This window comes from Methylobacterium dankookense (genome assembly GCF_902141855.1).
GTDB lineage: Bacteria > Pseudomonadota > Alphaproteobacteria > Rhizobiales > Beijerinckiaceae > Methylobacterium > Methylobacterium dankookense.
Window position 1 is genome coordinate 97,936 of record NZ_CABFVH010000013.1, and the last position, 22,526, is coordinate 120,461.

General features: G+C 69.7%; 17 protein-coding genes. 7 read left to right on the top strand and 10 right to left on the bottom strand.

Going from position 1 to position 22,526, the window contains the following annotated elements; translation table 11 throughout:
* Window positions 1-39: 39 nt before the first annotated feature.
* Window positions 40-1,221 (bottom strand): amidinotransferase, encoded by a 1,182-nt coding sequence (locus MTDSW087_RS12530; RefSeq protein WP_144764297.1) that lies wholly within the window; start codon window positions 1,219-1,221, stop codon window positions 40-42.
* Between the two features lie 208 nt (window positions 1,222-1,429).
* Between MTDSW087_RS12530 and MTDSW087_RS12535 the strand changes: the two genes are divergently transcribed.
* The 5 genes from MTDSW087_RS12535 to hpnK all read left to right on the top strand — a co-directional run bounded on the left by MTDSW087_RS12535 (window position 1,430) and on the right by hpnK (window position 6,878).
* The gene (locus tag MTDSW087_RS12535; protein ID WP_144764299.1) at window positions 1,430-2,539 is read left to right on the top strand and encodes a flippase-like domain-containing protein; all 1,110 of its coding nucleotides are present in this window, start codon (window positions 1,430-1,432) and stop codon (window positions 2,537-2,539) included.
* The gene (locus MTDSW087_RS12540) at window positions 2,530-3,126 is read left to right on the top strand and encodes an MlaC/ttg2D family ABC transporter substrate-binding protein (RefSeq protein WP_144764301.1); all 597 of its coding nucleotides are present in this window, start codon (window positions 2,530-2,532) and stop codon (window positions 3,124-3,126) included. The genes MTDSW087_RS12535 and MTDSW087_RS12540 overlap by 10 nt, the downstream gene beginning before the upstream one ends.
* 70 nt (window positions 3,127-3,196) lie before the next feature.
* Window positions 3,197-4,390, top strand: a complete 1,194-nt coding sequence (hpnI, locus tag MTDSW087_RS12545; protein ID WP_144764303.1) for a bacteriohopanetetrol glucosamine biosynthesis glycosyltransferase HpnI — start codon at window positions 3,197-3,199, stop codon at window positions 4,388-4,390.
* A gap of 61 nt (window positions 4,391-4,451) precedes the next feature.
* Window positions 4,452-5,885, top strand: a complete 1,434-nt coding sequence (gene hpnJ / locus MTDSW087_RS12550) for a hopanoid biosynthesis associated radical SAM protein HpnJ (RefSeq protein ID WP_144764305.1) — start codon at window positions 4,452-4,454, stop codon at window positions 5,883-5,885.
* A 129-nt stretch (window positions 5,886-6,014) separates the two neighbouring features.
* Complete coding sequence (gene hpnK / locus MTDSW087_RS12555; protein WP_144764306.1) at window positions 6,015-6,878, top strand: hopanoid biosynthesis-associated protein HpnK; 864 nt, start codon at window positions 6,015-6,017, stop codon at window positions 6,876-6,878.
* Window positions 6,879-6,923: 45 nt separating this feature from the next.
* Here hpnK and MTDSW087_RS12560 read toward each other — a convergent pair whose 3' ends face one another.
* The 3 genes from MTDSW087_RS12560 to hpnN are packed head-to-tail and all read right to left on the bottom strand — an operon-like array spanning window position 6,924 to window position 10,281.
* Complete coding sequence (locus MTDSW087_RS12560) at window positions 6,924-7,319, bottom strand: type II toxin-antitoxin system VapC family toxin (RefSeq protein ID WP_144764308.1); 396 nt, start codon at window positions 7,317-7,319, stop codon at window positions 6,924-6,926.
* Window positions 7,316-7,573: a type II toxin-antitoxin system Phd/YefM family antitoxin gene (locus MTDSW087_RS12565; RefSeq protein ID WP_144764310.1), complete on the bottom strand. Its 258-nt coding sequence runs from the start codon at window positions 7,571-7,573 to the stop codon at window positions 7,316-7,318. Before MTDSW087_RS12565 ends, MTDSW087_RS12560 begins: the two co-directional genes overlap by 4 nt.
* A gap of 53 nt (window positions 7,574-7,626) precedes the next feature.
* Window positions 7,627-10,281: a hopanoid transporter HpnN gene (gene hpnN / locus MTDSW087_RS12570; protein ID WP_144764312.1), complete on the bottom strand. Its 2,655-nt coding sequence runs from the start codon at window positions 10,279-10,281 to the stop codon at window positions 7,627-7,629.
* 702 nt (window positions 10,282-10,983) lie between these two features.
* Here hpnN and hpnH point away from each other — a divergent pair.
* Together hpnH and MTDSW087_RS12580 are read left to right on the top strand one after the other, a co-directional pair.
* Window positions 10,984-12,147 (top strand): adenosyl-hopene transferase HpnH, encoded by a 1,164-nt coding sequence (hpnH, locus tag MTDSW087_RS12575; protein WP_144764314.1) that lies wholly within the window; start codon window positions 10,984-10,986, stop codon window positions 12,145-12,147.
* 219 nt (window positions 12,148-12,366) lie between these two features.
* Entirely contained in the window at window positions 12,367-14,865 is a 2,499-nt protein-coding gene (locus tag MTDSW087_RS12580; protein WP_144764316.1) for an esterase-like activity of phytase family protein, read from the top strand.
* Between the two features lie 93 nt (window positions 14,866-14,958).
* Here MTDSW087_RS12580 and MTDSW087_RS12585 read toward each other — a convergent pair whose 3' ends face one another.
* From MTDSW087_RS12585 to hpnA, 6 genes are all read right to left on the bottom strand, one after another.
* Entirely contained in the window at window positions 14,959-15,729 is a 771-nt protein-coding gene (locus MTDSW087_RS12585) for a phosphorylase family protein (RefSeq protein ID WP_373321921.1), read from the bottom strand.
* A gap of 392 nt (window positions 15,730-16,121) precedes the next feature.
* Window positions 16,122-18,119, bottom strand: coding sequence for a squalene--hopene cyclase (gene shc, locus MTDSW087_RS12590; protein WP_144764318.1), 1,998 nt, complete (start codon window positions 18,117-18,119; stop codon window positions 16,122-16,124).
* A 45-nt stretch (window positions 18,120-18,164) separates the two neighbouring features.
* The gene (gene hpnE / locus MTDSW087_RS12595; RefSeq protein ID WP_144764338.1) at window positions 18,165-19,454 is read right to left on the bottom strand and encodes a hydroxysqualene dehydroxylase HpnE; all 1,290 of its coding nucleotides are present in this window, start codon (window positions 19,452-19,454) and stop codon (window positions 18,165-18,167) included.
* Window positions 19,451-20,302 (bottom strand): presqualene diphosphate synthase HpnD, encoded by an 852-nt coding sequence (hpnD, locus tag MTDSW087_RS12600; RefSeq protein ID WP_144764320.1) that lies wholly within the window; start codon window positions 20,300-20,302, stop codon window positions 19,451-19,453. The genes hpnE and hpnD overlap by 4 nt, the downstream gene beginning before the upstream one ends.
* Before the next feature lie 12 nt (window positions 20,303-20,314).
* Window positions 20,315-21,190, bottom strand: a complete 876-nt coding sequence (gene hpnC / locus MTDSW087_RS12605; protein WP_144764322.1) for a squalene synthase HpnC — start codon at window positions 21,188-21,190, stop codon at window positions 20,315-20,317.
* Window positions 21,187-22,215, bottom strand: a complete 1,029-nt coding sequence (hpnA, locus tag MTDSW087_RS12610) for a hopanoid-associated sugar epimerase (protein ID WP_144764324.1) — start codon at window positions 22,213-22,215, stop codon at window positions 21,187-21,189. Before hpnA ends, hpnC begins: the two co-directional genes overlap by 4 nt.
* Window positions 22,216-22,526 lie beyond the last annotated feature (311 nt).

The window sequence follows — 22,526 nt, forward strand, 5'->3', positions numbered from 1 at the left end:
CGTCACGCGCGTGGCCGGGCGAGTCCGGCCCGCCGCGCCCTAGAAGTACGACTTCAGCGTGCCGCGGCGGCGCACGTCGAGGGTGGCGCAGTGGAAGGAGCCGCCGAACGGGCCGTAGGACAGGAACGGCGCCGGGATCGGGTCGAAGCCCCAGTCCTTCAGGGCCTTGATCAGCGTGGGCTGGCTCTGGTCGACGACGATCTTCTTCTCGTCGATGGCGAGAACGTTGATCGAGGTCCAGGGTGAGCACATCGAGATCTTGCTCATGAAGCCCTCGACGGGGTCGGGGCGCGGGGCGATCAGCACGTCCCACTTCTTGAGCACGGCGGGAAGCTTCTCGACGTCGACGTAGTCGGGGTTGACCAGCACCTTGCCGGGAGCGAGCGGCATGAAGGACGAGTCGATGTGCATCGGCTGCGGGCAGCGGCTCTCGATCTCGTGGATGCGGAAGCCCGGGCCGAGATGGCGGCGCAGCCACTCGATGCCCATCAGGTTCGTCACGTTGGAGCGGGTCACGAACAGGTCGCGGCCGCAGCGCACGAAATCGGCCGCGTCGAAGACCGGCTCGAACTCGTTGACCGTGAACTGCATGGGCTCGCCGGCCTTCAGGTTCGGCACCCGGTAATCGTAGTTGTAGAGATCGTCGATGAGCTGCGGGCGCGGGGCGCTCGTCCAGCGCGCGCCGGCCCTGAAATACTCCTTGAACAGCGCGCGGTAGGCGTCGCCCTCGAAGTAGCGCGAACGCCAGCACATCGGGCTCTCGATGATCTCGTCGCCGATGACGAGGTAGGGGTCGCGCGGGCAGGCGACGCAGAAGCCGCGGGAGGACCAGCGCGGGGCCTTGTACTTCTTCGAGAAGTCGATCGAATCCGGGCGGCGGACCTTCACGCCCTCGCCGGCGAGGATCTTGATGAAGTTGTCGAGCTCGGCTTGAGCGAGCTTCTTCATGAACTTCGGGTATTTCCAGCCGCTGGCGAAGCGGTAGAAGGGCTGCGCGGCCCGCGGCAGGTTGAAGATCACGGTGAGGTGATGGGTGGGGATGGTCGCGCCGTCGAGGGAGCCGACGATGACCTCCTCCAGCGGGTCCCACTCGTTCCAGGCCATCACCGGCGATTGCGGCGCCGGCACGCCGGGCTGCCCCTCGCGGCCGGCCCCGTACCCGGCGGCGTGCGCGTCGTCGAGCACGGCCTCGCCGGCCGTGATGGGTGATTCGCGGTCCATCGTTCAGTCCCCTTGGTCGCGGTCTTTTGCGGTCGTTTGCCGAGGGCGAAAAGCCCGGTGCCGCTTTGGCGCGCACTGTGTCTCTCGGGTGATAGACATTGCCGGCCATTGCTGCAACTTGGCGCTGTCTCCCCAACCGCGGCGGTCTTTTTCGGTCTGAAACGCGGCGAGATTCCAGCAACAAGCCACCACGAGCTTGCAGTAGACCATGAAGCGTCTGACGACCCTGGCCCTCATCGTGGGTCTCTGCACGGTGGTCGGCCTGTTCCTGTCCTCCGGGCTGGAAGACGTGGCCGCCGCGGTGGTGAGCGCCGGCTGGGGCGCGCTGATCGTCGTACTCGCGCGCGCCGTCGCGGTGGCCTGGGCCGGCTTCGGCTGGTTCGTGATCTTCCCCGCCGCCGCGCGCCCGAGCCTGCTGGCCTGCATCAACCTCCGCTTCGTGCGCGAGGGCATCAACACGCTCCTGCCCGTGGCCACCGTCGGCGGCGACTTCGTGGGCGCGCGCCTGCTCACTCGCCGCGGCCTCTCCGGAGGGCTCGCGGGCGCCAGCATGTTCGTCGACCTGATGACGCAGGCGCTGACGCAGCTCCTGTTCACGGTGGCCGGCCTCGGCTTCCTCGTCTGGCTCGCCGGCGACGGGCCGATCGTGCGCACGGTGGCGGGCGGCCTCGCCGTGGCGACGCCGGCGCTCGCGGCCTTCTACCTGATCCAGCGCCGCGCCGGGCACCGCATCATCCAGGCGCTGCTCTCCCGCTTCGCCTCGGGCCGCGAGTGGCGCGCGCTCGGCGCGGTGGACGTGCTCTACGACAACCTGCGCCGGCTCTACGGCGCCCCGGCCCGGGTCGCCTCCGGCATCCTCGTCCACCTCGTCGGCTGGGTCATCGGCACCTGCGAGGTCTATGTCTGCCTGCATTTCATGGGCTACCCGGTCAGCTTCGCCGAGGCGCTGGTGATCGAGAGCCTCGCCCAGGCGGTGCGCGGCGCGGCCTTCGCCGTGCCCGGCGCGCTCGGCGCGCAGGAGGGCGGCCTGATCGCGCTCTGCGCCCTGTTCGGCATCCCGGCCGAGGCGGCGCTCGCCCTGTCGCTGGTCAAGCGCCTCGCCGACGTTCTGGTCGGCGTGCCCGGCCTCGTGCTCTGGCACCGGGCCGAGCGCGCGGAGGCCGCGGAGACGGATGAAGCCCGCGGCCGTCTTCTCGGCGAGCGCCTGGGCCCCGTCCTGCAGCCGGCGACGCTCGGCCCCTTCTACAGCTACGCACCGCCGCGCATGCCCGCCGCCCGGCACGCCGACTCAGAGGGAGACCTGAAGAAGTGCGCCTGATCCGTCTCGGCCTGCTCGCGCTCGCCCTCGTCGCCGGCCCGGCCCGCGCCGCCGACGAGCCCGCGCTCGAGACCGTCCGCAAGGTCTATGCGCGCTTCGAGGAGACCCTGCGCGGCGGCGTGCCGCCGCTGCCGGAGCGCGTCGCCTCGGTCGGCCCGGTGCTGGAGGAGACCTTCGACTTCCCGGCCATGGTGAAGCTCGCGGTCGGCCAGCCCTGGGCCGGATTCACGCCGGAGCAGCAGGCCGCCATCACCGAGGCGTTCCGGCGCAACTTCATCACCACCTACGCCAACCGCTTGAAGCAGGCGGCGGGCGGCAAGTTCGAGGTGCAGAGCGCCGAGAAGCGCAACGGCGGCAGCCTCGTCCAGACCCGCGTCACCACGCCGGACGGCGACGAATCGCAGATCGACTTCGTCCTGAACGCCGAGAACAAGGTGACCGACGTGCTGCTCAACGGCAACGTCAGCGAGGTCGCCGGCCAGCGCACGAGCTTCAGCCAACCCCTGAAGGCCGGCGGCGCCGACGGGCTGCTGACATTCCTGCGCCAGCGCACCGAAGGCATGCTCTCGGCCAAACCGACGCCTTGAACACCGCGCATCACGCGCCCCTCACGCCGCGTCCGCGGCCGCCGAATTCCCGAGACCGAGCGATTCCCCGATGACCCTCTGGGACATGACCTGGCTCTCGCCGATCCTCCTGCTCATCGCGGTGGTCGGCTGCGTCTACGGCCTCACCGCCGCCTACCTCGCCGGGCGCTTCGCTGACGCCGAGCCCGTGCGCCTGCCCGAGGACGCGGCGCGCCCCTCCGTCACCGTGCTGAAGCCCCTCTGCGGCCTGGAGCCGAACCTCTACGAGAACCTGGAGACGTTCTGCCGCCAGGATTATGCCGGCCCGGTCCAGATCGTCTTCGGCATCCAGAGCGCGGCCGATCCGGCGATCGGCGTGGTCGAGCGCCTGCAGGCGGCCCATCCGTCCCTGCGCATCGACCTCGTGATCGACGCGCGCCAGCACGGCTCGAACCGCAAGGTCTCGAACCTGATCAACATGGCCGAGCGCATCGCCCATACGGTGGTGGTGCTCGCCGACAGCGACATGGTGGTGCGGCCCGACTACCTCGAGCGCGTGGTCGCGGCGCTGTCGCAGCCCGGCGTCACCGGTGTGACCTGCCTCTATCACGGCGTCCCGGCCAATCGCGGCGTCTACGCCCACCTCTCGGCGCTCGCCATCGACGTGCAGTTCCTGCCCAACGTGGTGATGGGGGTGGGCCTCGGCCTCGCCAAGCCCTGCTTCGGCTCGACCATCGCCTTCACCGCCGAATCGCTGAAGGCGATCGGCGGCTTCCACCGCATCCGCAACGACCTCGCCGACGATTACGAGCTCGGGGCGGCGCTCCGCGGCCTCGGCGGCCGGGTCGCCATCCCGAACTTCTCCATCGGGCATACCTGCGTCGATACCGACATCCGCGGGTTGTGGCGGCACGAGCTGCGCTGGAACCGCACCATCCGCAACGTCGACCCGGCCGGCTATGCCGGCTCCGTCGTCACCCACGCCTTCCCGCTCGCCCTGATCGGCGCGCTCCTGCCGGGCGCCGGCACCGCCGCGCTCGCGGTCGCGGCCCTGGCGCTCGCCTGCCGCATCGTCCTCTGCATGCGCCTGGAGCGGGCCTTCGGCCTCGACTCGCATCCCTACTGGCTGTTGCCGATCCGCGACATCCTCTCCTTCGCGAACTTCTCCTGGGGGTTCGTATCGGGGGCGGTGACATGGAAAGGTCACGATTATCGCGTGGTTGCGGACGGTACGCTGATCCCGGAAGCGCAGCTCAGCAAGGATGCTGAGGCGCCGACCGCCTGATCTGATCTGCTGTTTCCCGCTCGCTCATCGCAACCAGCATTGCACTGAGGCCTTGAACCCCATGCGCACGCTCTTCCTCCAGGCCCCCACCTTCGACGGATTCGATGGCGGCGCCGGCTCCCGCTACCAGGCCAAGCGCGAGATCAAGTCGTTCTGGTATCCGACCTGGCTGGCCCAGCCCGCCGCCCTGGTGCCGAACTCGAAGCTGATCGACGCGCCGCCGCACAACATCAAGCTGCCGGAGATCGTGGCCCAGGCCAACGACTTCGACCTCGTGGTGCTCCACACTTCGGTCCCGTCCTTCAAGTCGGACGTGAAGACCATCGAGGCGCTCAAGAAGGCCAACCCGAAGCTCGTCGCCGGCCTGATCGGCGCCAAGGTGGCCGTGGACGCCGCCGGCGCCATGGAGCAGGCCCCGGTGGTCGATTTCTGCGCCCGCAACGAGTTCGACTTCACGGTGAAGGAAGTCGCCGACGGCGTGCCCATGTCGGAGATCAAGGGCCTGTCCTACCGCAACGCCGACGGTGTCGTGATCCATAACGAGGATCGCGAGATCATGACGGACATGGATCAGCTTCCCTTCGTCACGAGCGTGTACAAGCGCGATCTCGAGATGGAGAAGTACTTCATCGGGTACCTCAAGCACCCCTACATCTCGTTCTATTCCGGCCGCGGCTGCAAGAGCCGCTGTACCTTCTGCCTCTGGCCGCAGACGGTCGGCGGGCACACCTATCGCACCCGCTCGGTCGCGCACGTGATCGAAGAGATCAAGTACTGCATGAAGGAGTTCCCGCAGACGAAGGAGTTCTTCTTCGACGACGACACCTTCACGGACAACCTGCCCCGCGCCGAGGAGATCGCGCGCGAACTCGGCAAGCTCGGCGTCACCTGGTCCTGCAACGCCAAGGCCAACGTGCCGCGCGAGACCCTGAAGGTGCTGAAGGACAACGGCCTGCGCCTGCTGCTCGTCGGCTACGAGTCCGGCAACCAGAAGATCCTGAACAACATCAAGAAGGGCATGCGCGTCGAGGTCGCCGAGAAGTTCACCAAGGATTGCCACGACCTCGGCATCGCCATCCACGGCACCTTCATCGTGGGCCTGCCGGGCGAGACGAAGGAGACGATCCAGGAGACGATCGCCTTCGCCAAGCGCATCAATCCGCACACGATCCAGGTCTCGCTGGCCGCGCCCTACCCGGGCACCTTCCTCTACAAGCAGGCGGTCGAGAACGGCTGGCTCGACGTGGAGAATGCCGAGCTCGTCGACGAGAACGGCGTGCAGATCGCCCCGCTGCACTACCCGCACCTGTCGCATTCCGAGATCTTCGCGGCGGTCGAGGAGTTCTACAAGAAGTTCTACTTCCGCGCCCCGAAGATCGCCTCGATCGTCAGCGAGATGGTCCGCTCGCCCGACATGATGAAGCGCCGCCTCCGCGAGGGCGTCGAATTCTGGCACTTCCTCCGCGAGCGCCAAGGCGTCTCGAAGGCCGCCTGAGCCAGAGCCTCAAAACCAACTCAGAGACCGTTCACGGCCGGGCGAGAGCCCGGCCGTTCTCGTTCGAGGGCTCTGCCCTCGACCCGCGAGAGGGATGATCCCTCTCGACACCCGGATCAGGAGCACCCCTTGAAGCGGCTCGTCGTCACGGCGGATGATTTCGGCCTCAGCTCAGAGGTCAACGAGGCCGTCGAGCAGGCGCATCGCGAGGGCATCCTCACCGCCGCCAGCCTGATGGTTTCCGCCCCCGCCGCCGCCGATGCCGTGGCGCGGGCACGCCGCCTGCCATCGCTGCGCGTCGGACTGCACCTCGTCCTCGTGGAGGCTTGGCCGACCCTGCCGGCCGCCGACCTGCCGGACCTCACCGACGCACAAGGCCTGATGCGGCGGGACATGGAGCGGCTCGGTCTCGACCTCGCCCTGAAGCCTGCGGCGCGGCGACAGCTCACAGCCGAGATCCGAGCCCAGTTCGAGGCCTATCGCGCCACTGGCTTAGCACTCGACCACGTCAACGCGCACAAGCACTTCCACATCCACCCGCTGATCGCGGGCGCGGTCCTGCGGATCGGGCGCGATTTCGGCATGCGGGCCCTGCGAGTCCCCCGCGAGCCCCGCGAGATCCTGCGCCGGGCCGAACCCGGCTCCAACCCGCGCGCCGCCCTCGACACCGCGCCCTGGGCCGCGCTCCTGGCGGTGCGGGCGCGACAGGCCGGGCTCCTGATCCCCGACCGCACCCTCGGCCTCGCCTGGTCCGGCGCCATGACGCCGCGTCGCGTGGCAGGCCTCCTCGCCGACCTGCCGGACGGGCTCACCGAACTCTATACCCACCCGGCCACCGCGGGCGGTTTCCCGGGCGAGGCGCCCGGCTACGCCTACGCCGCCGAGCGCGACGCGCTGATCGACCCGGCGGCGCGAGCGGCCGTGGAGCGCACCGGGATGCAGCGCGGCGGGTTCTCGGATTTTCTGGAGCGGAGCGCGCTCAAGCCGCGATAGGCTCCGATCCGAGCATGCAGGGCCGCCGCGACACGGATACGGCGTTCAGGACGACGAGAACCGGAAAGCGAGCGGGTGATCGCGAAGGGCACCGTCGACGGTGACCAGTCTGCATCCCTCGACGAGGCACTGCGCCAAAAGCAGGCGATCGAAAGGATCGCGCGTCGGCGGCAACGGGTCGATATCCGTGACCGCATGGCGCGCGCTGATTGGCAGCAGCTCGATGCCGAGACTCTGGACGTAGAGCGGCAGATCAGCCCGCAGGATGCCAAGGTTGAGCTTGCCGAGACGGTTCTTGATCGCGATTTCCCAGAGACTCGCGACGCTGACCGATACCCGATGGGATGGATCACTGAGGAGCGCGGCCATACGCGCATCCAGATCCATGCGGCGCTGCGGCGTGAGCGCCAGGAAGATATGCGTGTCGATCAGAAGCTTCACGCTTCGGGCCGGATCAGGAAATCCTCCGGGAGCGGCGCATCGAAGTCGTCTGCGACATAGGGGAACGGGTTGTCGATACCGCGCGCGCGCAGGAATGCATCCCCGGCGGCGAGGTCGATACCGCCCTTCCGATGAGGGACAACATCCAGGACCGGACGGCCGTTGCGGGTGAGCACGACGGTCTCGCCCTCTTCTGCCCGACGGATGAGGTCCGTGAGCGCGTCGCCGATCGTTTCGAGCGCGAAGGAAACCATGCCACGAATCTATGTGCGCGGCATGGAATCGTCCAGACGGAACTCGGTCCCGGTCACTTCACCGGCACCGCCTCCGCCTGGCGGGCGGAGATCAGCGGATCCTTGGCCGCGGCGTCGCCCTCGGGCCGGTCCTCGTCCGGCTGCACCGGGGGCGGGCCCAGGAAGGCCGGCACCACGAAGAAGGCGGCCACCAGGGTGAAGAACAGCGACAGGGCGAGCAGCTTGCCCATGCTCGCCGTGCCCGGATGGCTCGACAGGACGAGCGAGCCGAAGGCCGTGCCGGTGGTCAGCGCCGAGAAAAAGATCGCCCGGGTCAGGCTCGAGGCCAGCATGTCGACCACGCCCGCCCGCCACGCGATCACGTAGTAGATGTGGAAGGCGACGCCCACGGCGAGCATCAGCGGCAGCGCGATGATGTTGGCGAAGTTGAGCGGCATGCCGATCACATAGAGCGCCATCAGCGTCCACAGGGTGGCGAGCACCAGCGGCCCGAGCGTCATCGCCACGTCCCAGGGTTTGCGGAGCGCCACCGAGAGGATGATGAAGATCAGCACGAAGGCGGTCACGCCCGCCTGCACGAAGGCGCCGAGGATGGTGTAGCTCGAGGCCGTCGTCGCCACCGGCGCGCCGGTCGCATGCGGGGCCACCGTGCGCACCTCGTTGGCGAAGTTGCGCAGCACCTCGTCGTCGTTCGAATTGCCCTTCGGGTGCAGCTCGATCCGCGCGCGCCCGTCGGCGGCGACCCACTCGGCCTTGAGCTGGGGCGGCAGGTTGTCGAGAGTGATCTTCTCCGGGTGCAGCAGCTCGCGCAGGCGCTTCAGCAGCGGCCCGAGATCGGTGGTGACCGCCACGGAGGCTGCCTCGCGCTTGGCGACGGGGGCCTCCGCGAGCTTGTCGAGGGTGCCGGAGAGCCGCCCGGCGGTCTTGGCGCCGGAGGAATCGCCGGTGGCGATGCCCTTGAGGGCGGCGGCGGCCTCCTTGAGGGCCTTGACGTTGTCGGCATCGGTCGGCGGCGGCGGCTTGCGGCCGGGGTTCAGAACCGGGTCGAGCAGTTCCGCCGTCTCGGCCACCAGGGCGAGCTTCTTGTCCTGGTCGCGCGGCACGAAGGTGTCGATGCTCATGACCTCGGCGACGGAGGACAGGGCGGCGAGCTTCTTCGAGTCCGCGGGCACCGCGTCCACGCTCGGGGCCAGCACGTCGATCACGTTCGGGCTCGTGGCCGGATCCTTGATCAGGTCGAGATAGGTGGCGATCGATTCGACCTTCGGGCTGCGCAGATGCATCGGGTTCGAATCGAAGGGCAGCTTCCACAGGAGCGGCGCACCCGCCAGCGTGATCAGGCCGACGCCGATGAGCACGGCCTTGCGGTTCTCGATGATCCAGGGGTCGACACCGGCCATCCAGGAGGTGCGCACCGCCTCCTTCTCGCCCTTGGGCTGGAACACCGCGATGAGCGCGGGCAGCAGGGTCAGCGAGAACAGGTAGGCCACGATCATGCCGGCGCCGGCGATCAGGCCGAGTTCGGACACGCCGCGGAAGGCGGTGGGCAGGAAGGCGAAGAAGCCGGCGATCAGCGACACGGCGGCGAGCGTCAGCGACCAGCCGACGCCGCGCGCGGCCGCGCGGATCGCTGCCTCCAGGGTTGGCTGCTCGTAGCGGTCGGCCCGGTAGCGCACCGCGAACTGGATGCCGAAATCGATGCCGAGGCCGACGAACAAGGCGGCGAAGGCTACCGAGATCGGGTTCAGCTCGCCCACCATGACGAGGCCGAGCGCCGCCGTCACCACAAGGCCGGCGAAGGTGGTGATGATGACCGCGACGACGAGCGGTGCCGAGCGCAGCGCCAGCCACAAGAACAGCACGATGGCGCCGACCGTGACCGCGTTGTTGAGGAAGGCGTCGTCGGAGAGCGTCGCGAACTCGTCGTCGGCCACGGCCACGGGCCCGGTCAGGCGCATGGTCAGGCCGTATTCCGGCGTGATCTTCAGATCCTTGGCGACGTTCCGGATCAGCTTGGTGGCGGTGTAGCCAGGCTGGAGCGCGTTGAAGTCGAGGACCGGCTTGATCATCACGAACTTGCGCAGGTCCGTGGACTTGGTCTCGCCGCCGGAGAGCAGGAGCTGCCAGGACAGGCGCGCCGGCTCGCCGTTCAGCACCTTCTGCAGCGTGGCGTCGATCTGCCCCATGGGCTTGTCGAGGTCTTCGAGCTTGGCGTCGCCGCTCTTCACGCCGCGGGCGCCGAGCGAGAGCACGCGCATCACGCCGCGCAGCGACGGGTCGGAGGCCAGCGGTCCGAGCAGGCCCTGCTGCTGCACGAGCTGCTCGGTGGTCTTCTGCAGCTCGGCCTGGGACATCAACAGCAGGCCGTTCCGGTCGTAGAACGGGCCGCCATCGGGCCGGTAGACGGTCTCGATGAGGTTCTTGTGAACGGCGAGCGCCTTGGTGAGCGCGCCCGCGGCCTCCTCGGCCTGCTCGGGCGTCTTGCCGTCGATCACCGCGACCACGGTGTTGGTCCGCTGCGGGAAGGCCTTCTCGTACTCGATCTCGTCCTGGCGCCACGATTCCTTCGGGTCGATCAGGCGCTCGACGTCGGTGTTGATCCGGAACAGGTGGGCAGCGAGGCCGCCGCTCGCGGCCGTCAGCAGCGCGATCAGGGCGATGACGATCCAGCGGTGCCGGACGGAGGACGCGACGAGTCGTTCGATCACGAGTATCCTGCCTACCTGGGACGCGCCCTGGAGCGCGGCGCGCCAGGGGCCCCTCTATAAGGATGCGCCGCCCGTCACAAACGATCCCGGCCAGCGGTCACGGTTTCGAGACGCACGATGCGCGCCGGATGTTCCCGCGCGGGGCCCGCCCGGCCGAGGCGCATGCCACAGGTCCCTCTCGCGCAACGCCCGATCGTCGGGAAGTCTCCCGCCAGCCGGGCCGGCCGGGCTTCCGAGGACGATGCCGGAACCGGGCACGGCCCGGGCATGCCGCGACGGGAATGCCCAGGCGCGAGTCCTGCGCTCAGTAATGGCGCGGCGCCACGATTGCAAACCGAGCGCAGGCTGCGACACCCATCGGTGGCGCGATCCGCGCAGGATCTCCACGGCTCAGTTTGCACTGCGGTAGAGGCCTGTGCGATAAGGCACAGCGCCGCGGGCGGCAACGTCGCTTCGCTTCACCCGGTCGCATTGCCGACGCATTCGCCGGGTCTGTCGCGCGCAATGTTTTGCTGCACCCGTTCGAGGCGGGAGGGCAGAGGCCCGGTTGTGGCACCGTTGCGTCATCTCCGAGATCCGTGATGCGTCGACGGCCGAATAGGGCGCTTTCGAGATTCGTTCCAAGCTAGAGCGCTGGAACCGGGCACGTTTTCGCGTTAAGCAGCCCCGCTGAGCCGGGGCCAACAGAACAGGAGCCGCAACTTGGGCATTCCCCTCCGGTACGTCGCGAAGATCGGCGGCTACATCCTCAAGCAGCACCTCACGGGCCGCAAGCGCTACCCGCTGGTGATGATGATGGAGCCCCTGTTCCGCTGCAACCTCGCCTGCGCCGGCTGCGGCAAGATCGACTACCCGGACGAGATCCTCAACAAGCGCCTTCCGGTCGCCGAGGCTCTCGAATCGGTGCGTGAATGCGGCGCGCCCGTGGTGGTGATCGCGGGCGGCGAGCCGCTTCTCCACAAGGATCTTCCGCAGATCGTCGAGGGCATCATCGCGCAGAAGAAGTTCGCGATCGTGTGCACGAACGCGCTCCTGCTCGAGAAGAAGATCAAGGAGTACAAGCCGAGCCCGTACTTCACCTGGTCGATCCACCTCGACGGCGACAAGGAGATGCACGACCAGTCGGTCTGCCAGCGCGGCGTCTACGACAAGGCCGTCGCGGCGATCAAGAAGGCCAAGGAGATGGGCTTCCGGGTCACCATCAACTGCACCTTCTTCAACAATTCCTCGGCCGACAAGATCGCCGACTTCTTCGACTCGGTGACCCGCATGGGCATCGACGGCATCACCGTATCGCCCGGCTACGCCTACGAGCGCGCCCCGGACCAGCAGCACTTCCTCAACCGCAAGGCCACGAAGGACCTGTTCCGCGGCGTGTTCCGCCACGGCAAGGAGAAGGGCCGCGAGAAGTGGACCTTCCAGCAGTCGGGCCTGTTCCTCGACTTCCTGGCCGGCAACCAGTCCTACCATTGCACCCCGTGGGGCAACCCGACCCGCACCGTGTTCGGCTGGCAGAAGCCCTGCTACCTGCTCGGCGAGGGCTACGCGGCCACCTTCAAGGAGCTGATGGAGACCACGGACTGGGACGCCTACGGCACCGGCAACTACGAGAAGTGCGCCGACTGCATGGTCCACTCGGGCTACGAGGCCTCCTCGGTGGTCGATTCGGTGCGCAAGCCGTGGAAGCCGCTGGTCCACGCCATCCGCGGCATCAAGACCGAGGGCGACATGGCCCCCGAGATCAGCCTCGAGGGCCAGCGCCCGGCCGAGTTCGTGTTCTCGCGCAACGTCGCGCAGAAGCTGTCCGAGATCAAAGCGGCCGGCATCGACACGAAGCAGGAAGCCCGCAAGCGCACCGCCGCCTGATCGAAGGCACACGCTCTTGAGAAGGCCCGCGCAGCTCCGGCAGCGCGGGCCTTTTCGTATCCGGATGTTTCGCTGCCACATCTGTGGCAGGTGCGTCACGCCAAGGAGCCCGGGCCGCTCCCAGGGCGGAATTCCCAGGCCGCCGACACGCAACCGTCATCGAGCCGCCGCTACCTGCCGCGCGGACAGCCGCAAAAGGCTGACGAGGGGGCTGGGGCAATGGTGGTACGGACTTCCGCGGCGCGGGCCGCGGGCTCATTGGGGCTGCTCGCCCTGATGGCAGGCGCGGCGTCGGCGCAATCGATCACGGTGACGCGGCCGAACCTGCAACTGGCCGACGAGCCGGTCTCGGCCACCCTCAACGGCACGACGATCACGAATCTGGGCCTGCAGGGCGTCGGCCGCCTTCCCGCCACGACGCGCGACTTCCTCGGCGACACGCTGGGCTCGTTCTCGGCCCTGGCGGTGGATCTCGCGAGCTGGCGCCGGGTCGGCGACACCTATACGGGCACGCTCTACACGCTGCCGGACCGCGGCTACAACAATCCGGACGGCGGCATCTTCACGGACTATGCCGGCCGCCTCAACCGGTTCCGGCTGACCTTCACGCCCGAGCCCGGCGCCAGCCTCCCGCAATCGACCGCCTCGCAGCGCCAGATCACCCTGACGCCCGATGGCGGCATCGTGCTCACCGAAGCGCTCGGCCGCCGGTTCAGCGGCTTCGATCCGGGGACGGGCACTCTCACGCAGCTCGGCGCGATCCTGCCCTCGGCCGCGACCGGCCCGAGCGCCGGCCGGGTCAGCCTCGACGCGGAAGGCCTCGCCCGCCGCCTCGACGGGTCCTTCTATGTCAGCGACGAGTACGGCGCGAACGTCTACTATTTCAACGCCAACGGGCAGCTCCAGGGCGTGCTCGGCGTGCCCGAGGCGCTGCGGCCGCGCACCAACGGCCAGCTCAACTTCAACTCGCTCAACCCGCCCGATACCGGCCGGCGCAACAACCAGGGCTTCGAGGCGCTTTCGCTCACGCCGGACGGCCGCAGCCTTGTGACCATCCTCCAGAGCGCGCCGCTCCAAGACTCGACCGCGAACCAGCAGACGCGCGCCAACACGCGCATCCTCGTCTACGACATCGCCGCCAACCCGGTGCCGAGCGCACCCGTGCGCGAATACGTGCTGCAATTGCCCGTCTACCGCGACAACGGCAACGGGCAGGCGGCGAACCGCACCGCGGCCCAGAGCGAGATGATCGCGCTCAACGACACCCAGTTCCTGGTGCTCGCGCGCGATTCGAACGGGCTCGGCACGGGCAACACCACGCCGATCGTCTTCAAGAGCGTGCTCCTCGTCGACATCGCCCAGGCGACCAACATCGCCGGCTCGACCTTCGACACCACGACGACGCCGGCCGCGCCGGGCGGCGTGCTGCGCCCCGACATCCGGCCGGTCCAGGCCACCGAGGTGGTCAACCTGCTGAACCCGGTGCAGCTCGGCCGGTTCGGCATGAACCTCAACACCAATCCGGCGACGCAGACGACGCTCTCCGAGAAGTTCGAGGCGCTCGGCCTCGTGCCGGTGCTGAGCGAGCGGGCGCCGAACGACTACTTCCTGCTCGTCGGCAACGACAACGATTTCCTCACCCGCCAGGGCAGCATCAACGGCCAGAGCTACGATGCCGGCATCAACAACGACTCGGTGCTGCTCGCCTACCTCCTGACGCTGCCGACCTATGTCGACCCGCTCTCGCTCGCCGTGATGAAGCAGACGGCGCCGACCGTGCTGCAGGGGCTCGGCGGCGCGACTTTGGGCTTCGCCGCCTCCTCCACGCGCGGCGTGCAGGATCACCTCTCGGCCCTCCGCCGCGGCGCCGGTGGTGCGGGCGCCTGGGCGGGCCAGGGCTGGGGCCTCTGGGTCAGCGGCGACTTCGTCTTCGCCGATCAGCCGCGCAACGGCGGCCTCGCCCTCGACCGCACCATCGCCCAGGGCACGGTCGGCCTCGACCTGCCCTTCACCGGCCCCTGGCGGGCGGGCATCGCGGTGGGCGGCGGCGGCGGCTCGCTGAGCCGCCCGGGCGGCTTCGCCCAGGAGCACAGCGCCGTCACGGTCTCGGCCTATGCGGGCTATTACGGATCCGACTTCTACGCGCAGGGCATCGTGGGCGGCGCGCCAGATGTCGGCCTCGACCGGATCCGGCGGCCGGGCGCCTACGGGCTCACGGCGTCGGGCCGCACGGATGGCAGCGCCGTCGCCCTCGACGGCGAGGTCGGTGTCCCGGTCCAGGCCGACCGCCTCCGCCTGACGCCCTTCGCCGGGATCACGCATCTTTCAGGCCGGGTCGACGGCTTCACCGAGACGGGCGCGGCGGGCAACAACATCGCCTATCGCGGCCTCACCGTGCTCCAGACCACCGCGCGCTTCGGCGCCGAGGCGGCCTTCTCCGGCTTCGGCGACCTGATCCCCTCGATCCGCGTCGCCTACAACCTCGCGACCGGGCCACAGGGCAGCTCCGCCGCGGTGCGGCTCGCCAGCGTCCAGAACAGCCTCGCGAGCGCGGTGCTGGCGGTGCCCTTCCTGCGCGACGACTTCGTCACCGCGGGCGCGGGCCTTCAGGGCAGCCTGACCGAGCAGCTTGGCTGGCGCGTCGACTACCAGGCCGCGATCGGCCTCCGGTCGGGCGTCGCGCACGGCGTGACGGCGGGTCTGCGCTACCAGTGGTGAGCGAGCAGGCGCCCCGCTGAAGCGGGGCGCATGTCAGGACGAGAGACAAAGCGAAGCGCGGGGGGAGCCGTCGGCCTCCCGCGTTGGCTGCCCTCAGGCGGCCTCGGGCAGCTGCTCCGCCTCGGGGAGGGGGATGCCGAGCCCCGGGCCGAGCAGGGCGCGGCAACGGGTGAGCGCGGCGAAGGCGGCCTTCGAATCGCGGGCGAGGCGGACGAGGCCACCGATGCGGGCGTCGCCGCGGGCGAGCGCCATCAGCACGGCGAGGATGTCGGGCTCGCCGTTGGGCTTGAGCGCCTGGGCCGCGAAGGCCGGCAGCGCCCGGTGGGCCGGGTCGCAGACCACGCGGATGGCGGCGAAGGGCAACCCGTGCCGCTCGGCGAAGGCGGCCGCCACATGTGATTCCATATCGACGGCCGCGGCCTGGCTGCGCGCCCAGAGATCGGCCTTGCCGTCGAGGGTCATGACTGCGGCGTCGACCCCCGCGAGGTCGCCGGAGCGGACGGTGAGGCCGGGCCGGTCGAGGCGGGCGAGCAGCGCCTCGACCACAACCGGATCCGCGGCGTAGCGCGCCTCGGCTGCCACCACGCCGGTGGCGACCACCACGTTGCCGGGCACGAGATCCGGATCGAGCCCGCCAGCGATGCCGATGCTGACCACGGCGCGGCAGCCGGCCTCGGTGCGGCGCGCGAGCAGGGCGGCGAGGCGGGCCGGGTTGCCGCCCGCACCGATCGCCTCGACGCCGGGCCCGGAGGCGAGGCGGCCTTCCTTGGCGAGGCCTGTCACGGCGAGAACCGGGAGTCCGAGCGCTGCGAGCCCGAGGAGGTCGCGCATGCGGGCGGGCTGAGCAGGCTCGGCGAGAGGCATGGATCCCAGGAGGCGGCAGGAGCGGGCGTGCGGCGCGCACGCCATCGGGAATGCAGTCTTCATACCAGCCCGATTGCGGCCGGCCTGTGACCGCATGGTCACAAGGGCGATTCGACTGGCGTCCCGAAATCGCTCGTCTTGCCGTTGCGGATGTCGCCGCCGGCAGATCGATGATGGGGAGATTCCAGCATCAGCAACAGTCGGGAGAAGGGATCCAACCCTGCCGGAAGGGGCACCGTTTCCCCTCCTCCTTGCGGGGAGGAGAGGCCCAGCGCAGACCGAGGCGATCTCTCCGGATGCTCCTCGCCCTCACCTCAGCCCTCTCCCGAACGGGAGAGGGGGCAGGTCGCGGATCCTTGAGCGTCCGGAAGCGAGGCTCCCGAAACCCGGCCTCACATGCCGAACTGGACCTGCCGGGAATTGCCGCGCTTCAGGTTGCGGTAGCGGGCCATCGCCCAGAGCGGGAAGAACTTCGGATAGCCGTGATAGCGCAGGTAGAACACCCGCGGGAATCCGGTGGCGGTGTAGCGCTCCTCGTTCCAGAACCCGTCCGCGCCCTGCGTGCGGGTCAGGAAGTTGATGCCGCGGGTCACCGCCGGGTCGTCGGCGTCGCCCGCCGCCATCAGGGCGAGGAGCGCCCAGGCGGTCTGCGAGGCGGTGGAGGAGCCGGGCTCGAAGGCCGGGTCGATCTTGTAGCTCGACGCGTCCTCGCCCCAGCCGCCATCCGGGTTCTGGATGCGGACGAGCCAGGCGGCGGCCTTGCGGATCTCGGGGCTCTGCGGGTCGACGCCGGCCGCGTTGAGGGCGCAGAGCACCGACCACGTGCCGTAGATGAAGTTCATACCCCAGCGGCCGTACCACGAGCCGTCCTCCTCCTGGTCGTTCAGGAGATAGGTGACGCCGCGGTCGAGGGCCTGCGAGGTCGCGCGGGTCTCGCCGAGCTGCGAGAGCATCGAGACGACGCGGGCGGTCACGTCCGCGGTCGGCGGGTCGAGCAGCGCGCCGTGGTCCGAGAACGGGATGTGGTTGAGGTACATGTGGTTGTTGTCGGCGTCGAAGGCGGCCCAGCCGCCATCCTTCGACTGCAGGCCCTCGACCCATTCGCGGGCGCGGGCGATCGAGGCCTTGTAGTCCGGCATGCCGGCCACCAGCCCGTGCTGGCGCATGGCACGGTCCATCGCCATCACCACGACGGCGGTATCGTCGAGGTCGGGATAATGGGCGTTGCCGTACTGGAAGGCCCAGCCGCCGGGGCGCACGTCCGGCTTGGCCGCGGCCCAGTCGCCCTTGATGTCGAGGATCTGCCGCGGCTTCAGCCAATCGAGCCCGTCGCGGGCCTGCGCCTCCGCCTCGCCGCCACCGGCCTCGAGCAGGGCGTGGCTCGCGAGCGCCGTGTCCCAGACCGGCGACACGCAGGGCTGCACATAGGCTTCGTGCGGCTTCTCGACGACGAGCTTCTCGATGGCGTCGCAGGCGATCCGCACCTGCGGATGGTCGGGCGGATAGCCCATCACCTCGTACATCAGCACCGAGTTGACCATGGCCGGGAAGATCGCGCCGAGGCCGTCCTCGCCGTTCAGGCGCTCGCTCACCCAGGCGCGGGCCTTCTCCATGGCGCGCTTGCGGCGGCCCTTGGGGAAATAGCTCTCGGTGAGCTGAAGCAGGCGGTCGATGAAGCCGAAGATCGGCGTCCACGGCCAGGTGGCGTGCGGGCTGGCCGGCCAGGAGCGCACGGAATTCGGCGGCGTGACGAAGAGCTCCTGCACGCCGATGCCGCGCGGGTTCTTGGCCCGCGGCTTCGTCGCCTGGAGCACGAAGAGCGGCACCATCACGCAGCGCGCCCAGTAGCTGACCTTGTCGAGGTGGAAGGGGAACCACTTCGGCAGGAACATCACCTCCACCGGCATCACCGGCACGGCGGTCCACGGCACCTCGCCGTAGAGAGCGAGCATGAAGCGGGTGAAGACGTTGGCGTTGGCTGCGCCGCCGCGCGACAGGATCGCCTCACGGGCGCGGCGCATGTGCGGCGCCTCGATGTCGTCGCCGATCATCTTCAGCGCGAAATAGGCCTTCACGCTGGCGCTCATGTCGAAGGGGCCCTCGTGGACGAGAGCCCAGCCGCCATGCGGCCCCTGCGTCCGGCGGAGGTAATTGCCGATCTTCGCCTCGAGCCCCGCGCGCGGCATCGTCGCGCGGAACTGGTGGAACAGGATGTACTCGGAGGGGATGGTGGCGTCAGCCTCCAGCTCGAAGCAGATATGGCCGTCGGCATGCGCGAGGTTGGTCAGCGCCCGCGTCGCCTGCGCGATGCCGCGCTCGACCGCGTCGAGCGAGATGCCCTGCGTCTTCGGCCGCTGCAGCGCCTCGATCTTGCTCACCGCCTCTCTCATCGTCCTCGCCTCTCGCAGTCGCGCCTTACGCGACCGTCCCATGCCTCAAGCCGCGACGCGCGTGCGTGTTGCACCGCACGCGAGGGCGCGCGCGGCGTTCCGTCCGGAGCGGATCGCTCCCTCGATCGTCGATGGCAGACCGGTCGCGGTCCAATCGCCTGCCAGGACGAGATTCTCGTCGTCCGTCTCGGGCCTTGCCCGTCGCGCAGCCTCTTCCGGCGTCGCGGCGAAGGTCGCCCGCTTCTCCTTGACGATCTGCCAGCTTGGCAGTTCCGGGGCAAGATTGCCGAGCTTCGCGATCTCGCTCCAGATCTGCCGCGCGAGATCTTCGCGGGCCACGTCGAGCAGCCTGTCGGCGCCGCTGATCGTGACCGAATACCGGTCCGGATAGGCGAAGAGCCACTCGGTCAGCCCGTTCACCACGCCGAGGAAAAGCAAGCTGCCGGGCTTCGGAACCAAGGCGAAATGCGCGTTGACGATGGAGCGGTAGCTCTGCGGCGTGGCGATTCCCGGCATCAGTTCGGCCGCGACCCAGGGCGGCAGCGCCAGCACGACCGAATCGTCCGGGCCGATCGCCACGGGCTCGTCGGAGAAGTCGAGGCGGGTGACGCGCCCGCCCACCCGCTCCAGACCGCGCAGGCGGCGCCCGAAGCGGATCTCCGAGCCGCGGCTCTCCAGGTAGCGAATCGCCGGATCGACGAAGGCCGTCGAGAGGCCGTTGACCGCGATCAGGGGCCGGCAGGCGCGCCCCCCCGCGCCGAGGGTCTCGCGCAGGATGGTGGCCGCGAGCCCGACATCGCTCTCGCGCGGATCGGTGTTCAGCGCGGCGAGCAGGACCGGGTGCCAGAGCCGCTCGTAGAGCGCGCCGGTGCAGGGCATGGCGTCGCCGATGGTGCCACCCGCGCCGTCCGGCTTGCCGGCAGCGGCCTTCAGGATGCCGAGCGGCGCGAGGTAGTCACGGGCGCGGGTGCCGGGCACGCGGCGGGCCTGGCTCAGCACCCACCAGGGCAGGCGGCCGGCATTGGGGCGCAGAGCCCAGCGCTCGCCGGTCTTCAGGTCGGCGAAGTCGAACACCGCCTCGTCCGGCCCGGTCAGGGCGTCGGCCGGCGCGCCGACCACCTTCAGGAAGTCGAGGGAATCGGTGTTGCCGGACAGGAGCAGGTGGTTGCCGTTGTCGATCGTCAGCCCGAGGCTCGGATCGTAATAGGAGCGGCAGCGCCCGCCCGCCTGCTTGGCGGCCTCGTGCAGGACCACGCGCCCGCCGCGCTCGCTGAGCGCGACGGCAGCGGAGAGCCCGGCAAGGCCGGCGCCGACGACATGCGTTGTGCCCATCAGACGATGCCGTGCCGCAGCGCCACCGCGACGAGGGCGAGCTTGCCCGGCTTCACCCGGGCGCGGGGGGCGTCCCAGCCGCGCTTGAGCAGGGCGTCGAGATAGAGATGGTAGGCGGCGGCCATCAGGCGGGCGGCCTTGGTCACCCGTCGCGGGCTGCGGCGGATGATCTCCCAGGTCGCGCGGTAATGATGCTCCGCCTCCCGGGCAAGACCGGCGCAGACCTCGCCGATGCGCGGATGCGCGATGGCCGCCTCCGGCGTCGGATCGATCAGCCCGATCGCGGCGAGGCGCTCGCGCGGCAGATAGAGGCGGCCGCGCTCCGCATCCTCGTCGATGTCGCGCAGGATGTTGGTGAGCTGGAGCGCCCGGCCCTGATGCCAGGCGAGGCGGATCCCGTCCTCTTCCGGCATGCCGAAGATGCGCACCGAGAGGCGGCCGACCGCGCTCGCGACCCGGTCGCAATAGAGGTCGAGGGTCGCCGAATCGGGGGCGACGATGTCGCTGAACGCGTCCATCGCCATGCCGTCGATCACGGCGTGGAAATCCTCGCGCTTCAGGTCGTAGCGCTCGACCGGCACCACGAGGTCGCGCACCCGCGCCGGCGGGCGGCCGGCATAGAGGGCGTCGATATCGGCGCGCCAGCGGTCGAGTTCGGCGGCGCGGATCTCGGCGGGACCGCCGTCGTCGGCGACATCGTCGACCGCGCGGCAGAAGGCGTAGACCGCATACATCGCCTCGCGCCGGTCCTTCGGCAGCAGGCGCATGGCGGTGTAGAACGAGGAGCCCGAGGCCGGGAGCGCTGGGGCCTCGGCGGCGGGTTCATGGGCGGAGGTGGCGGCGGCGGTCATGATCGGTGTCTCTCAGGCCGCCGCGCGCCCGCGGAAGGGGCGGCGGGCCAGCGCGCCGGCAGCGGCGCCGAGCGCGATGAAGGCGAAGGCGGCCTTGCCGTGGTGGACCTTCTCGGAGAGCGGGTCGCGGGTCAGCAGGCCGCGGGTCAGCAGGACGGCGAGCCGGTGGATCGCGGCGATCTCCATCGACAGGCGGGTGTCGTCGATGAGCGCTGGCAGGGTCTTGCCCTCGTCGAGGAGCGTAAGGGTGCGCTCCGCCAGCTCCCGGATCACCGCGCGGAGCTGCGGCGGGGCCTTGGCCTCGCCGAGCATGTCGACACTGGCGCCATGCTTCCGCAGCGTCTCCTCGGGGATGTAGACCCGGTTGAGCTTGCGGAAATCCTTCCCGCAATCCTGCAGGTGGTTGAGCACCTGTAGCGCGGCGCAGATGGCGTCCGAGGTCCTGTAGACCCGGGCCGGATCCTCGCCGTGAACGTCGAGGACGAAGCGACCGACCGGCATCGCCGAGTAGCGGCAATAATGGATCAGTTCGTTCCAGTCGGCGTAGCGGTTCTTGCGCGCATCCATCCGGAAGGCGTCGAGCAGTTCGAGCGCGTGCAGCGGCGGCAAGGCGCGCGCGGCCAGCTCCCGCTTCAGCGGATCCGCCTCGGGGTCGGCGGGGCCGGCGCCGGTGAGCGCGTCGGCCAGCGCGTCGAGCATCGCGACCTTGCGCTCGGGCGTGAGGTCGTTGTGGTCGGCGATGTCGTCGCCCGCGCGCACGTAATCGTAGAAGGCGAGGATCGCCGGGCGGTGGCGCGCATGGATCAGGTGCGAGGCGACGGGGAAGTTCTCGTCGTGATGCCCCTTGCCGGAGCGCGTCGCGGTGGCCGTGTCGAGGGCGGCGCTCATCGCAGATACCCCGCCTGGCGGAACCACTGGATCGCGTCGGACAGGCCCTCGCGATAGGGCCGCGCGCCGTAGCCGAGCTCCGCCCGCGCCTTGGCATCGGAGAAGAACATCCGGTAGCGCGACATGCGGATGCCGTCGATCGTGGCGAAGGGCTGCTTTCCGGTGACCCGCGCCGCGAGTTCCGCGAAGAAGGCGATCGGATAGACCACGCCGCGGGGCAGGTTCACGGTCGGGGCTTTTCGACCGACCATCCCTGCGATGTCGGCGAGCATCTGCGACAGCAGCACGTTCTCGCCGCCCAGGATGTAGCGCTCGCCGATGCGGCCCTTCCCGAGGGCGAGGAGGTGGCCGTTCGCCACGTCGTCCACATGGGCGAGGTTGAGGCCGGTATCGACGAAGGCGGGCATCTTGCCGAGCGCCGCCTCCTGGATGATTCGGCCCGTGGGCGTCGGCTTCACGTCGCGCGGGCCGATCGGCGTCGAGGGGTTCACGATCACGGCCGGCAGGCCGTCCTTCGCCACCATCTCCTCGACCACGCGCTCGGCCACGACCTTGCTGCGCTTGTAGGCGCCGATCGCGGTCTCGGGGGTCAGCGGCATGGTCTCGTCGGAGGGCGTGAGCCCATCGGCCGGCGGGCGGATCGTGGCGACGCTGGAGGTGTAGACGACCCGCTCCACGCCCGCGTCGAGGGCCGCCTGCATCATCACCCGGGTGCCGTCGCGGTTGGTGCAGACGATCTCCTCCATGTCGGGCGCCCAGAGCCGGTAATCGGCCGCCGCATGGACGAGGTAGCGCTGCCCGCGCATGGCGGCGGCGACCGCGGCGGGGTCGCGCATGTCGCCCTCGGCGATCTCGACATCCGTCCAGGTCAGGTTCCGGCGCGAGCTCGAGGCGCGCACGAGGACGCGCACGGGGAAGCCCGCGGCGCGGAAGACGTCGACCAGCGCCGAGCCCAGGAAGCCGGCAGCGCCCGTGATCAGCACGGGACCCGGCTCGGAGGGGCTGGTCTCAGTCGCCTCTGCCATCACGCTCGACATCGTCATGGAACGGGAAACGCCTCACGGGGCTCGGCCGCCGCAGGGACATCCTCGGCCGGTCCGTGGTGCCGGCGGTGCGGAACGCGAATCGTCTCGCATGCCGCACCGCAACGCTGGCGCTTGTGTCACCGTTCAGAGTCTGGAACAAGCGCGTCCGGGGTAGGCCTCAGGCGAGGCGCAGGCGCGAGCGTCCGTCCTGGCGCTCTGGGAGGATCTCCTGGACCTTTGCGACGATGGCGGCGGCGTCGAGCCCGGCCTCGGCATACATCCGGTCCGGCGTGTCGTGGTCCTGGTAGGCG

Excerpts from the sequence above, each read along its gene's own strand:
- hpnI (WP_144764303.1), top strand. The coding sequence starts at position 3,197 with ATGACCCTCTGGGACATGACCTGGCTCTCGCCGATCCTCCTGCTCATC.
- hpnD (WP_144764320.1), bottom strand. The coding sequence starts at position 20,302 with ATGACCGCCGCCGCCACCTCCGCCCATGAACCCGCCGCCGAGGCCCCA.
- MTDSW087_RS12580 (WP_144764316.1), top strand. The coding sequence starts at position 12,367 with ATGGTGGTACGGACTTCCGCGGCGCGGGCCGCGGGCTCATTGGGGCTG.
- hpnC (WP_144764322.1), bottom strand. The coding sequence starts at position 21,190 with ATGAGCGCCGCCCTCGACACGGCCACCGCGACGCGCTCCGGCAAGGGG.
- MTDSW087_RS12535 (WP_144764299.1), top strand. The coding sequence starts at position 1,430 with ATGAAGCGTCTGACGACCCTGGCCCTCATCGTGGGTCTCTGCACGGTG.
- shc (WP_144764318.1), bottom strand. The coding sequence starts at position 18,119 with ATGAGAGAGGCGGTGAGCAAGATCGAGGCGCTGCAGCGGCCGAAGACG.
- MTDSW087_RS12530 (WP_144764297.1), bottom strand. The coding sequence starts at position 1,221 with ATGGACCGCGAATCACCCATCACGGCCGGCGAGGCCGTGCTCGACGAC.
- MTDSW087_RS12585 (WP_373321921.1), bottom strand. The coding sequence starts at position 15,729 with ATGCCTCTCGCCGAGCCTGCTCAGCCCGCCCGCATGCGCGACCTCCTC.
- hpnA (WP_144764324.1), bottom strand. The coding sequence starts at position 22,215 with ATGGCAGAGGCGACTGAGACCAGCCCCTCCGAGCCGGGTCCCGTGCTG.
- hpnJ (WP_144764305.1), top strand. The coding sequence starts at position 4,452 with ATGCGCACGCTCTTCCTCCAGGCCCCCACCTTCGACGGATTCGATGGC.
- MTDSW087_RS12565 (WP_144764310.1), bottom strand. The coding sequence starts at position 7,573 with ATGGTTTCCTTCGCGCTCGAAACGATCGGCGACGCGCTCACGGACCTC.